The organism is Nodosilinea sp. LEGE 06152 (assembly GCF_015207525.1).
Classification (GTDB): Bacteria; Cyanobacteriota; Cyanobacteriia; order Phormidesmidales; family Phormidesmidaceae; genus Nodosilinea.
Genome location: NZ_JADEWR010000034.1, coordinates 25,598 through 38,255, shown reverse-complemented (window position 1 = coordinate 38,255; position 12,658 = coordinate 25,598). Strand labels below are relative to the sequence as shown.

Here is a 12,658-nt window from a genome sequence, read left to right as displayed (position 1 = left end):
TACGGAGTCACAGGCTCCTGGCGATTTTTCGAGTTTTATCCTTAAAGGTGCGGCGACCCAAGCTACACGCGGTTTGCTTAACCTAGGGTGGGACGGTCTGCCACACTTTTTAAGATACAAGGGTGGGCAGTGCCTACCATTTGGGAAACTCTTTTTCAAAATTTGCCTTACCCATGCAAACCACCACTCTCTACGAGCAAGACTTTTACGCCTGGACTCAGCATCAAGCTAAACTGCTGCGCGCGGGTCAGCTGGGAGAGCTAGACACTGAGAATTTGATTGAAGAGATCGAATCATTGGGTCGGCAGGAGCGGCAGGAGTTGCGGAGTCGATTGGGGGTGCTGCTGGGGCATCTGCTCAAGTGGTACTACCAGCCCGAGGCCCGCTCTAAAAGCTGGGTCTACACCATCAAAGAGCAACGCCAGGAAGTTCAGCGGCACCTTAAGGAAAACCCTAGCCTAAAGCCCTACCTCAGCGAAGCGATCGCAGTGGGTTACGAGAAGGGTCTAAACCTGGTGGGCAAAGAAACACCGCTTGACCCTAAAAGCCTGCCTCAGTCCTGCCCATTCTCTGAAGCCGATGTCTTTGAAGCACCCATCGATTGGCCCCTGTAGTGGCAGATCCTGGATTGGCTCCTCAGTCCTCTTTACCCCAAGGAGCCAACCCAAGATGCAGGATTTGCCTAAGACCTTACGATTTAGCAGGTCGCATCGCTAGGCGGAGGTCTGAAATGCGCCGTAGGGTTGAATGAGGATTTCGGCTGGAACACCCAACTCCTGGTGAAGCTTGCGGATCATATCTAGAGTCAAGGAGCGCTGACGTGACAGCACTTCGGCAACCCATGCCCGGCTTCCTAAACATGGTTCTAAATCCTGCGGAGACCAGCCGCGAGCTTCCATGTAGTAGTGAATGGCTTCAATGGGGTCGGGCAGCTCAATGGGGAAGTGAACCTTCTCGTAGGCATCTACCAGGGTACTGAGCACGTCTAGGCGATCGGCCTCAGCAGTGCCAGGGGCAGCGTCAAACAATAGCTCAATTTCTTGGAGAGCGTCTTGGTAGTCCGCTTCTGTTTTGATCGGGCGTAGATCCATAAAACAGCCTCTGGTTAAATTGTTTCAGCGTTTACTTTGTCGTATTCCGCATGGGTGCCAATAAAACGAATAAGGATAATGCCAGTGTCATATCTAATTGACACAATTAGGCGATACCGATTGCCTTTGATATTGAAAACAACCCGATTGTTGCCGAGGATGCTGGCATTGCGATGGGCATTTTTTATATCGGCAGGGCTTTGCCATCTAGCGTGGGACGCCTCGTAGTACCAAGCTTTTAGTGCTTCTTCAACATCAGGATGAGATTCCCAAAAACTTCGCAGGGTACTACGAGACAGAATACGCATAAAGAACCGACCAGTTGCAGTCCTGGCTTAAACTAACCTTTGGGCAGCGTGCCCAGCCAGTCTACCAACAGGGGATTGACCACCTCGGGGCGCTCGTCGTGGGGGCAGTGGCCGGTATTGGGGATGCTGTGGAAGGCGACTACACCAGGGCGGGCCACTTCTGCGGCTAACTGGCGGTAGATATCAGCCCCTTTGATCGGTGTCCAGGGATCGTTTTCGCCCCAGAGAACCAGTAGAGGCTGGGCGATGTGGGGCAGCAGGTCGTCGGGCTTTGGCCCCGGCGGCGCGGTGACAATGGAGGCAAATACCTTCTGCGCGGTGGGCTTGCAGGCGGGGGTGTAGATCATCTCGATCAGCTCGTCGGTTATGGCGGCGCGATCGCGGTAGACCTGCTGGAGCGAGCTGCGAATGCGGCCCTTGCGGCGCACCTGGTTAAACACCAGCGGCCCCACCCTGGGCGAACTCACCAGCCAGGTAAAGGCTCCCATAATCCAGGTCAGGGGTGGGTGCAGTTCTTCAGGACGGTGGTTGAGACCCCCGGCGCAGTTGAGCACGGCCCCGGCCTTGGCTTTGTCGGGGTGGTTGGCCAGCATCATCAGGGTGAGCAGGCCGCCGATGGAGTTGCCAACATAAATAGCTGGGGTGCCAATGAACTCGGCCCAGAAGTCGGCTAGCAGGTCTTGCCAGAGGTCGAGGGTGTAGGGCAGCTCGGGCTGGTCGGAGTCGCCAAAGCCCAGCAGATCGATCGCGTAGACTCGGTACCCCGCCGCCGCCAAGGTCGGAATATTCTTGCGCCAGTGGCCAAGGGATGCGCCAAAGCCGTGGATCAGCACAATGGGGGTGCCTTCTCCGGTGGCGGTGTAGGCGATCGCATACCCCCGCCAGTTCCAGGTGTGCTTTTCGATCGAGGCCAGCGACAGAGAGACCAGTTCAGCAACCATAGCCAGAGTTGTAACGAAGTGTGACTATATCCATAATACAGCCGTCCTAGCTTGCTGCTTTGCCTGAAGCCCTAAAACGTTCTCTCCACAGCACTTTTTCGATAGCAGCGATTAAAGTCGTCTTTGGTCAAGGAAAAGTGGTTACCAAGACCCAACGTTTTTTTCCGTTCTGCATAACTGAGTACGCCTACGTGTTTTCGGTAAACCCCTATGACCTTGCCCTCGGCGTTGTAGTCAGAATAATGCTGTCGTTCACCTCTTCTGATCTATTGATAATGACACGTAGCCATCGGTTGCCAAAGTCGGGAATTCGCTTGATGTCATTATCAATCCACACAGCCGTTTAAGAGTAGATACCTGGGGTAGAAACCGGGTTTCTGAGCTGATTGCAAAGGGTTATGACAACCCAAAGAAGAAACGCGGTTTCTAGAATCGCCGGATACCCTTGAGGAAATCAACTTTTCGCTCGGCTGCCTATGTCGTCTCAATCGCGCGGTTTTCTCGCTAGCCCGGAGGGGCGGTCGCTGCTTCAGGCGGCGAAGGCGGAGCGGGGGTGGACGTTTGCGGTGATCACCGAGCGGGCGGGGGTGAGTACCGACACGGTGAGCCGGTTGTTTCACCGGTCGCGGGGGAAGTGGGTGAGTGTGAGGGTGATCGCCTATTCCGAAGACTCAAGATCGTCTAGCGTTAGGGGAGCTTGAGAAGCATGTCTGACAAGCAAGACATAGACAATATCCCCTCGAACCGTGAAAAGTACTCGAAAAGCTGCTTTACCTCGTCCATAGAGTAGCTGACGCACTTCTTCTGGGAAAAGTTTGTACTCTAGGGCTAGGGCGCATCGTCGAGGGCTTTCTTGCAGGGTGGCAATTGCATTCATCAGCCCGCGAAACCATTGGTCGGCAAACGCTGCATCACGGTTGCGATACCAAAGGTAGGTTTTCTCGATCTGCGCCTCGGCGGGGGCGGTAATTTCAACCTGAAATGCCATATTTGCTTTGCATGGCTTGGTCAAAGTCTTCAAGGGGGCGGGTCTGCCCAGCATCAACGGCTTCAAGCCCCTGCTGAATGCTAGCAATGGTCTCTAGCTGGTCGATTAGCTGCTGAAGCTTGGCAGGGTCAAGGCTGCCTGGCTGAAGAAAGGTAACCAGCACCTGGGCGCGATCGCTGACTCCCTCTGGCAGTTCAGACAGTTGAATCTGCCCATCTTGGTACATGCCCTCAACGGTTTTCAGCATAGGGTTCCTTGAGTAGGCGGAGTTGTTTTGATTGTAGCTTTGCCGCTGGGGTGATGCCGCTATCCGAGACCCCAGGGTTCTAGACCAATCGCCTAAGGTGATGCTGCGCTAACGCAGAACCCTGGGGTCTGGATGTCGCGATTTCTGGCATCGCCGGATACCCTTGAACAAAGCTTTCTTTGTCGCCAACGCCTATGTCGTCTTCATCGCGCGGTTTTCTCGCTAGCCCGGAGGGGCTGAAGCTGCTGCAGGCCGCGAAGGCGGAGCGGGGGTGGACGTTTGCCGCCATTGCCGAGCGGGCGGGGGTGAGTGCCGACACGGTGAGCCGGTTGTTTCACCCGGAACGGGGGAAGCGGGTGAGTGGGGATAGTGTGAGGGCGATCGCTGGGGTGTTAGGGGTAGAGGTGGATGCGATCGCTTTGGGTGCAGCCGACCCAGATCCGCTAGCTGAGGCAGAACGACGGATTCAGGCAGCTTTAGAAAGTGGCGCAACTGAGCTTGATTTGTCAGGCTTAGGAATGACAGCAATTCCCGAAAGCTTGGGAAATCTAATCAATTTGATAGCGCTTGACCTCTCCCAAAACCAACTAACGGCGATCCCCGACAACCTGGGGCAGCTCACCAAGCTTGCAGAGCTTGACCTCTCTCAAAATCAACTGGCAGCGATTCCCGCCAGCTTCGGAAAACTCACAAATTTAACGATATTAGACTTGACAGATAACCAATTAACAAAAACGCCAAAAGAGCTAGGAGAATTAGTCAAGCTGGAAGGGCTTATTCTCCAGCGAAATCAGCTAAAACTCATTTCACCAGAAACAGGAAAACTTGTCAATCTAAAACAGTTGATTCTGTCACAGAACAAATTAAAAACTATACCCAAAGAACTAGGTGGATTAATTGAATTGAGACGACTTTCTATATTTGACAATGAATTAAAGTCGATACCAAAAGAGTTAGGCAAACTCTCCAATTTAGCAACACTTTTCCTTCCCTTCAATGAATTGACAGATCTGCCGATTGAATTAGGTCGGCTTACTCATCTCAAGGAGCTTAATATTTCTCACAACCGGCTAGAGTTATTGCCAAAAGTAGTGGAAAAACTTACTAGTCTTGAAAATCTCGATTTGCGAACGAATCGATTGACAATCTTGCCACAAGAATTAGGGAACCTCAAGGAATTAATTCGGCTTGACCTTGGACGCAATCAACTGCAAGAACTACCAGCTAACCTTGAAAAACTAATTAATCTCAAGGAACTTTGCCTTGGTCAAAACAAGCTTACGGAGATTCCGTCTTTTGTCCGTAAATTAACCAGACTTGAACGGCTCGAAATAACCAATAGTGAACTCTCCGTTTTGCCTCATTTCTTGCAAGACATATCAAGCTTAAAAGCACTTTTCATACATGGCAATGAAAAACTAGGAATTCCCAATGAAATTCTTGGGCCTACGCATATAGAAGTAGACAAGGGGGCAACTACAACTGACCCACAAGATATTCTCAAATACTATTTTGAGATATTGTCTAGTCGTCAACCTCTTAACGAAGCAAAACTGATTTTGGTTGGTTTCGGTACGGTGGGCAAAACCTCTTTAGTTAATCGCCTGACTTACCAAAGATTTGATTCAAATTCTGCCAAAACTGAAGGCATTCAAATTACTCAATGGCCTATTCGTCTCAATGACTCCGAAGACATCACCCTCCATATGTGGGACTTTGGTGGGCAAGAGATTATGCACTCAACCCACCAGTTTTTTCTCACCGAGCGCAGCCTTTACCTACTCGTCCTCAACGGTCGCCAGGGGCACGAAGATGCCGATGCCGAGTACTGGCTCGAACTCATCCAAAGCTTTGGCGGCAACTCCCCCACTCTCGTCGTGCTCAACAAAATCAAAGAGCACCCCTTCGATGTCAACCGGGGCGCATTGCAGCAAAAATTTCCCAACATTCGCGAGTTCATCGCCACCGACTGCGAGACCGGTCAGGGCATCGACCACCTCCGCGCCGCGATCGAACGCGAAACCGACGCTTTGGAGCACCTGCGCGATCCCTTCCCCGCCAGTTGGGTAGCGATTAAAGATCGGCTGTCGGCCATGGCCGAAAACTACATCTCCTTCGAGCAATTTCGAGAATTTTGCAAAACCGATGGCGAAACCGACTATGGCGCGCAAAATTCCCTCGCCGTCCACCTCCACAGCCTCGGCATTGCTCTCAACTACAAAGACGACCCCCGCCTGCGCGATACCCACGTGCTCAACCCCCACTGGGTCACCAGCGGCATTTACACCCTGCTCAACGCCGACGAGCTAGCGGAGACCAAAGGCGAACTGGAAGCCGCTTGCCTGAGCCGCCATCTGGATGCTCAAAATTATCCCCCCGAGCGCCACGGTTTTTTGCTCGACCTGATGCGCAAGTTCGAGCTGTGCTTTCGCTTTGAAGAGGACGAAAACCGCTACCTAATTCCCGACCTGCTGGACAAACAACAGCCTACCGAGGCTGCCGAGTTTGAACCCGCCCAGTGCCTCAACTTTCGCTACCAGTACCCAATTTTGCCGGAGGGATTGCTGCCCCGCTTCATTGTGCGCACCCACGTGCTGAGCGAGCACCAGCTACGCTGGCGCACCGGGGTGATTCTGCACTTTGAGGGCGATCGCGCCCTGGTCAAAGCCGACCCGCAGGATCGCAGCGTTTCCATCAGCGTGGATGGCCCGATTAGCAGTCGGCGCAGGCTGTTGGCGGTGATCCGCTCCGACTTCGATCGCATCCATCGTAGCTTTAAGTTCACCCCCAAAGAGCTGGTGCCCGTGCCGGGGCATCCCGGTATTGCCTTGCCTTATAAAGACCTAATCGTCATGGAAGAAAGCCGCTTGACGGAGTTTCCCCAGGTGATCGATGGCCAGGTGGTGCGGCTCAACATTCGCGACTTGCTCAATGGGGTAGATTTGGAGGGCACCCGCCAACCCACCACCGCTATGGATCGCCACAGCCAGGCCCTGCGCCTATTCTTCAGCTATTCGCACAAGGACGACCTGCTGCGCGAACAGCTGGAGACCCACCTGAAGTTGCTGCAACGGCAGGGGCTCATTCAACCCTGGCACGATCGCAGAATCCTCCCCGGCGACGACTGGGCGGGCGACATCGACGACAACCTCAACCGGGCCGACGTTATTTTGCTGCTAGTCAGCGCCGACTTCATCGCCTCCGACTACTGCTACGACATTGAGATGAAGCGAGCGATGGAGCGCCACGAGAGCGGCGAGGCCCGCGTTATCCCAATCATTCTTCGCCCGGTAGACTGGCGCGATACGCCATTCAACAAGCTCAGCTGGCTACCGCAGAATGGAACACCAGTGGTGCAGTGGGAAAACCGCGATGCGGCGTGGCTGGATGTGGAGACGGGCATTAAGCGGGTGATTCAGAGCAAGTTGGGTCGCTAAGCGATTGCAGCAGCGCGATCGCACGCTCAGCATCCCTAGCAGGCACAAACAGGTGGTCGTGGTAGAAAGCCGAAACCGGGTTGACGCTGATGCCGTGGCTGGCCAAGTGGGTGGCGATCGCAGCCATAAACCCCACCGCCTCCAGGCTAGAGTGCACCGTCAGCGTGATCAGCGCAAAGACTGCCGAGTAGGATAGGCCTGCCGTATCGGCCTGGGGCTTGGGCAACATCAGCGTCAGCCCTTCGTCTTCTTTGAAGTAGCCCACGGGGTCGAGATGGGGCGGGCAGTGGGTGGCGTTCGGCAGCGTGCAAAACACATATTCTCCCTGCCGCAGCACGGGCTGCATGGTTTTGAGCAGTTGGGTCAGGTCAGTTTCTCCAGACATGATCACTATCCGCACCGAGGATCAATTGGGCTATCAGTCCGTTGGTTGAAAGGCCGCGAGGCCTCCAGCAGAGCTAACTGTCTGCAATGGTAAAGGGGGCAGCCACGGCCTGAATCCTTAGGATGCTTCGGCTAAGCGACCCATTTCAACGCTGACGCTGTCAAAGCGATCATCATTAGGGCGGGAGGAGAGAAGCTCCATACCGATAGGCTCCCCGGTAGTTTCGTCTTTGATCAAAATCGCGCCATCGCCGAGTTCTGTAGCAATTTGTTTTTTGCGGGGCGGTTGCCAAAACACCGTCAGCAGTTCTAGCTCTGGCTCATAATAGATTTTTACTTGTGCCATAGCAGGGTTCCTTCTTTAATAGCGTCGGTCTGGTAAGCGGTGATTAGAAAGCCTTCTCCATTGAGCCTGCGGGTAACTACAGCTACTCACCGCCGCTGTTTTAGGGTCAGGTAGAACAGCAACATGTTGACATCACGACTACTCTGACAAATTTCATCTGGTTCTGCTAAGGCTTGTCTCACCCTCGCTTCAGGGTCGGCAATGTCGGGGTGTTTTGTAATAAGTTTTTGCCAGTGGTCATCTGAGGTGCGAACAGAGAAGTTCAAGGGAGTCAAAATCTCAAACCTGTTCATATGCCTCTCTTCTTCGTCCCTTGCTGCAAGGTGCTTAGCTGCTGTCAGCAGTCAGGTCTTTGGTTTCATTATCTCCCAGCTCTAGATCCGTCACCAGTGGTAGGATGCTATCGAGCTAGGGGTGTCCGAGCAATCGGGCTGAGATCATACCCTCGGAACCTGACCTGGTTAATGCCAGCGGAGGAAAGCGTTGATTGAGATTACGAGCCGGTGCGGCTCGGCCTCACCTGTAAACGTGTTCTACGAGTCGTCTGTTCTGCGGTCTCCTGTTCTCTCAGGCAGCCGCCTCTAGCAACCACCCAACCCTAACGAGGTGAGTTGTTATATGACGCTGAGTGCAACGGCTGTCGCCGTCACCCTAATTACCGTGGCCAGCTTTACGCTGATTGGGCTGCTCCAGGCCAGCCGCCGCACCATTAGCCTGGAGGATTACATGGTCAGCCGCAACAGCGTAGGCACCCCTATGGCTCTGGCGACCATTGTGGCCTCGGCCATGGGCGCTTGGATTTTGTTTAGCCCGCCTGAAGTGGGAGCTACCAGCGGCATTGCGGGCATTGTCGGCTACTGCATCGGGCAGGCTACCCCGGCGGCCTTGTTTGCCTTTATGGGTACGCGCATGCGGTTTCTCATGCCCAAGGGCCACTCATTGAACGAATACGTACTGCACCGCTTTGGCAATGCCATGTACCGGCTGACCTTGGGCATTGTGGTGTTTTACCTGTTTGTGTACCTGGCGGCGGAGCTGACGGCGATCGCCAAAGCCGTCGAACTCATGGCCGGGGTGCCCCTCTGGCTCACCGCTCTGCTGGTGATGGTGGCGGTGTTTGCCTACACCCTGGTGGGCGGCCTAGCGGCGACAATTTTTACCGACGCGATTCAGTTTGTGGTGATTGTGCCGCTGCTGCTGCTGAGCTTTGGCATTGCGGTATTTGCCCTGGGCGGCTGGGGCAGTGCGATCGCCCCCGTTACCCAGACCGCGCCAGCGCTGCTGACACTGGCCAACGGCCCCGGCATCAAGTTTGGGGCCACGCTGTTCATCGCGGTGATCGCCGCCGAGATGTTTAACCAGACCAACTGGCAGCGGATCTACGCCTGCAAGAGCGATCAGGTGGTGCGGCGATCGTTCCTCGGCTCGTTTCTCGTGATTTTGCCGATGCTGTTCATCTCCGGGCTGCTAGGCATTGTGGCCATGCATTTTGGGTTCAATGACGATCGCGCCTTTTTCTCCCTCATCCAAGCGCTGAACCTGCCGGGCTGGGTGAGTATTGCGGTGCTGGTGCTGGTGCTGGCCCTGGTGATGAGCAGCCTCGACTCGCTGCTCAACGGCATCGCCAGCGTGTTTACCACCGACCTGCTGCGGATGTTTCCAAATCGACCCGCCAGCGGCATTTTGCAGATCACCCGGCTGCTGATGCTGGTGGTGGGGCTACCCGCGATCGCGATCGCGGCTCGGGGTTACAACGTGCTGTATCTGTTTTTGCTAGCCGACCTAGTCTGCGCCGGGGCGCTGTTTCCGGTGCTGTTTGGGCTGTATTCCAGAAAGCTGACGGGGACGATGGCGTTTTGGAGCGCGGTGGCTGCGATCGCATCCGGTGCCCTGTTCTTCCCCCGGCCCGACTTTAGCCCCTGGAATGGCTTGCCTTTTGCAGGCGATCTGCTGGTCAGCTTTGCCGCCCCAATTGTGGTTTCAACGCTGATCTGCCTGGGATGGATTCAGCTCAAGGCTCAGGGCGGCAAAACGGAAGCGTTTGACTTCGGCATTCTCAGCCGCGACATCCGCGCCTACGGTGAGAGCGATGCGCTGCTAGCTGATAGGTTGACCGATACCCAAAGTAGCTAAAAACGGAGTAAGCGCACGGTCACAAGAAACCGTGCGCTTAGCGTTAGCTATGGCAGAACTAATCAGACACCTACTGAGTAGAAGGAGCCGTCGATTCGGGATGGCTGGGGTGCCAGACGAAGGCGAAGTAAGCCGCGATCGCGCCAGTTACAGCGTTGAACCAAACGTTGTTGCCAAAGATAGGCATGATGCCAAAGAGGGTATTCGAAAGCGGAATTAACCCCATCACGGCAAGCAGCAAGTAGCTAATTGCAAAAAATCGATTGTATCTAAATGCCCCTTCTTTACCCGTGGCCGAAAATAGACCGAAGCCGCCGATGGCTAAGTGAACCATGTTGTGCAGCAGGTTAGTTGGAAAAAGCCCAAACAGATAGCCAAAACCCCTCAGGTAAGCCGCCATATAATCAGGCCCACCGCTGATTGGAATTGAGCTTGCGTCTAGCGGTACGCTAGATCCCATACCTTCGGTAGGCAGGTTAACGAGAGCGGGAATAAAACCAGCAATTCCTATAAAGGTAAAGATGATTCCCAGTGCTAATGCACATTTTTGTTCGCTGTTCATACTAAATTCATTCATGTCAAGATACTCCATGCGACAAGGTTTTTTTGCGAATAGTTTCGCAAGAGCAGTAATATCTATTGCTGGAAAACAAAAGCGACAGCTATACTCCTAGACCCGGACTGCTCTTAACTGTGAAACTCATTTTGTTTCTGCTTGTGGCAGCTAGCTTCCCTATTATTTTGTGCTCTGTGCTCAGAGAGACTTCATAGCCTCAGCTGGTAGCGGCGCTACTTTTGTAGAAAAAATCTGCAGCGACACTAAGTGCATCATAGAAACTACACCATGCCCCTTCCTCTCACGGAGGAACTAAGTTAGCTAGCGCTTTACCCGTCTGTAGGAATACTTAAAGCTATGAACAGATCTAATCGCTACACTCAGCAGTTCGCTCAATTGCCCTGGCCTGCATTATTTATAACGGAATAGTCAGGGCAGCTCACATTGCTGAAAGTTTGCCATCAGAAGCTGTTTTCGTTTTCTATCTGCTCCCTTCGTTCTGACCATAGGGCGTCGGCGCGCTCTATGAGGAACCGTAACTAATTCGCGCTGGCCCTAACTATCAGTGGTACGATGCCAGCAAGCTAGGGGTGTCCGACTCATCGGACTGAGATCATACCCTCAGAACCTGACCTGGTTAATACCAGCGGAGGAAAGCGTTGCTTGCGGTAACCAGCCGAAACGACGAGTAGATTGGTGTTCTGGAGCTATTTTCAGAGCGTTAGGTGAAGATTAAGCAGTTTGCTGAGCTTTGCCTGCGATCGCTCCACCAATCTCGGCTTTACCCATCCAAACCCACCCCGACTCAGGCAAGACCTCTAGCGCCACACCAGAGGTAAACCCATGAGAACTAAATGGATCGCTAAGCGCCAGGGCCACGCCAACGTGTCGCAGATGCACTACGCTCGCCAGGGCGTAATCACTGAGGAAATGGCCTATGTGGCAAAGCGAGAGAACCTGCCCGAGGATCTGATCCGCGATGAGGTGGCGCGGGGTCGAATGATCATCCCCGCCAACATCAACCACCCCAACTTGGAGCCAATGGCGATCGGCATCGCCTCAAAATGCAAGGTGAATGCCAACATCGGCGCGTCGCCTAACTCGTCGGATATCAACGAAGAAGTGGCCAAGCTGCACCTGGCGGTGAAGTACGGGGCCGACACCCTGATGGATTTGTCCACCGGGGGCGGCGATTTGGATGCCATTCGCACCGCCATCATCAAGGCTTCCACTATTCCCATCGGTACCGTCCCTGTCTATCAGGCCCTAGAGAGCGTTCACGGCAACATCGAGAACCTCACCGCCGACGACTTTCTGCACATCATCGAAAAGCACGCCCAGCAGGGGGTTGACTACCAGACCATCCACGCCGGGATTTTGATTGAGCATTTGCCGTTGGTGCGCGATCGCATTACCGGCATCGTCTCGCGCGGCGGCGGCATCCTCGCCCGCTGGATGCTGCACCACCACAGGCAAAACCCGCTCTACACCCACTTCAACGACATCATCGAAATCTTCAAGCGCTACGACGTGAGCTTTAGTTTGGGGGATTCCCTGCGCCCCGGCTGCCTGCACGATGCCACCGATGCCGCTCAAATGGCGGAACTCAAAACCCTGGGTCAGCTTACCCGCCAGGCTTGGGAGCACGACGTGCAGGTGATGGTCGAAGGCCCCGGCCATGTACCGATGGATCAGATCGACTACAACGTCAAAAAGCAGATGGAGGAGTGTGCCGAAGCGCCTTTCTACGTGCTGGGACCATTGGTGACCGACATCGCCGCTGGCTACGACCACATCAGCTCGGCCATTGGCGCAGCGCTGGCGGGTTGGAGCGGGGCGGCGATGCTCTGCTACGTGACGCCGAAGGAGCACCTGGGTTTGCCGAATGCCGAAGACGTGCGGGCGGGGCTAATCGCCTACAAGATTGCCGCCCACGCTGCCGATATTGCCCGGCATCGGCCTGGGGCACGCGATCGCGACGATGCCATGTCCCACGCCCGCTACAACTTCGACTGGAACAAGCAGTTCGAGCTGTCGCTGGATCCTGAACGGGCCAAGGAGTACCACGACGAAACCCTGCCTGCCGACATCTACAAAACCGCTGAGTTCTGCTCCATGTGCGGCCCCAAGTTCTGCCCCATGCAGACCAAGGTCGATGCCGACGCCCTGACCGAGCTAGAGAAGTTCTTGGCTAGGGAAAAGGCCGTGGTTTAGATCTGTGGTTTAG

Annotated in this window: 12 protein-coding genes, 1 pseudogene and 2 riboswitches; of the genes and pseudogenes, 4 read left to right on the top strand and 9 right to left on the bottom strand. The window is 54.5% G+C overall.

Annotation, left to right across the window (positions count from 1 at the left end; translation table 11 throughout):
* Positions 1-173: 173 nt before the first annotated feature.
* On the top strand, positions 174-614 hold the full coding sequence (locus IQ265_RS27560) for a DUF29 domain-containing protein (protein ID WP_194059603.1): 441 nt from the start codon (positions 174-176) through the stop codon (positions 612-614).
* 99 nt (positions 615-713) lie between these two features.
* Here the strand turns inward: IQ265_RS27560 and IQ265_RS27555 are convergent, their stop codons facing one another.
* The 5 genes from IQ265_RS27555 to IQ265_RS27535 form a co-directional block, all read right to left on the bottom strand.
* Positions 714-1,091, bottom strand: a complete 378-nt coding sequence (locus IQ265_RS27555; protein WP_194059601.1) for a transcriptional regulator — start codon at positions 1,089-1,091, stop codon at positions 714-716.
* 14 nt (positions 1,092-1,105) lie between these two features.
* Positions 1,106-1,399, bottom strand: coding sequence for a type II toxin-antitoxin system HigB family toxin (locus tag IQ265_RS27550; RefSeq protein WP_194059599.1), 294 nt, complete (start codon positions 1,397-1,399; stop codon positions 1,106-1,108).
* Positions 1,400-1,431: 32 nt separating this feature from the next.
* Complete coding sequence (locus IQ265_RS27545) at positions 1,432-2,340, bottom strand: alpha/beta fold hydrolase (protein ID WP_194059597.1); 909 nt, start codon at positions 2,338-2,340, stop codon at positions 1,432-1,434.
* A 658-nt stretch (positions 2,341-2,998) separates the two neighbouring features.
* Entirely contained in the window at positions 2,999-3,328 is a 330-nt protein-coding gene (locus tag IQ265_RS27540) for a type II toxin-antitoxin system RelE/ParE family toxin (RefSeq protein WP_194059595.1), read from the bottom strand.
* Positions 3,312-3,575, bottom strand: coding sequence for a hypothetical protein (locus tag IQ265_RS27535; RefSeq protein WP_194059593.1), 264 nt, complete (start codon positions 3,573-3,575; stop codon positions 3,312-3,314). The genes IQ265_RS27540 and IQ265_RS27535 overlap by 17 nt, the downstream gene beginning before the upstream one ends.
* Positions 3,576-3,769: 194 nt before the next feature.
* On the opposite strand from IQ265_RS27535, the gene IQ265_RS27530 reads away from it, so the two are divergent.
* Positions 3,770-7,012, top strand: coding sequence for a COR domain-containing protein (locus tag IQ265_RS27530; protein ID WP_194059591.1), 3,243 nt, complete (start codon positions 3,770-3,772; stop codon positions 7,010-7,012).
* Here IQ265_RS27530 and IQ265_RS27525 read toward each other — a convergent pair.
* The 3 genes and pseudogenes from IQ265_RS27525 to IQ265_RS30425 all read right to left on the bottom strand — a co-directional run bounded on the left by IQ265_RS27525 (position 6,978) and on the right by IQ265_RS30425 (position 8,035).
* Positions 6,978-7,397, bottom strand: a complete 420-nt coding sequence (locus tag IQ265_RS27525) for an ACT domain-containing protein (RefSeq protein ID WP_194059589.1) — start codon at positions 7,395-7,397, stop codon at positions 6,978-6,980. The two genes, IQ265_RS27530 and IQ265_RS27525, sit on opposite strands and share 35 nt — an antisense overlap.
* 117 nt (positions 7,398-7,514) lie before the next feature.
* Positions 7,515-7,742 (bottom strand): hypothetical protein, encoded by a 228-nt coding sequence (locus IQ265_RS27520; protein ID WP_194059587.1) that lies wholly within the window; start codon positions 7,740-7,742, stop codon positions 7,515-7,517.
* Positions 7,730-8,035, bottom strand: a pseudogene (locus IQ265_RS30425) (hypothetical protein). Before IQ265_RS30425 ends, IQ265_RS27520 begins: the two are co-directional and overlap by 13 nt.
* Positions 8,036-8,142: 107 nt before the next feature.
* Positions 8,143-8,238, top strand: a riboswitch (TPP riboswitch).
* Positions 8,239-8,360: 122 nt separating this feature from the next.
* On the opposite strand from IQ265_RS30425, the gene IQ265_RS27515 reads away from it, so the two are divergent.
* Positions 8,361-9,875 carry a Na+/proline symporter gene (locus IQ265_RS27515; protein ID WP_194059585.1) on the top strand — a complete coding sequence of 505 codons (1,515 nt, stop codon included), beginning with the start codon at positions 8,361-8,363 and terminating at the stop codon, positions 9,873-9,875.
* A 70-nt stretch (positions 9,876-9,945) separates the two neighbouring features.
* On the opposite strand, the gene IQ265_RS27510 is transcribed toward IQ265_RS27515, so the two are convergent.
* A complete protein-coding gene (locus IQ265_RS27510; RefSeq protein WP_228038582.1) occupies positions 9,946-10,452 on the bottom strand; it encodes a DUF4383 domain-containing protein in 507 nt (168 codons plus the stop codon).
* A 555-nt stretch (positions 10,453-11,007) separates the two neighbouring features.
* Positions 11,008-11,103, top strand: a riboswitch (TPP riboswitch).
* Positions 11,104-11,274: 171 nt separating this feature from the next.
* Here IQ265_RS27510 and thiC point away from each other — a divergent pair.
* Positions 11,275-12,645: a phosphomethylpyrimidine synthase gene (gene thiC / locus IQ265_RS27505; RefSeq protein WP_194059583.1), complete on the top strand. Its 1,371-nt coding sequence runs from the start codon at positions 11,275-11,277 to the stop codon at positions 12,643-12,645.
* Positions 12,646-12,658 lie beyond the last annotated feature (13 nt).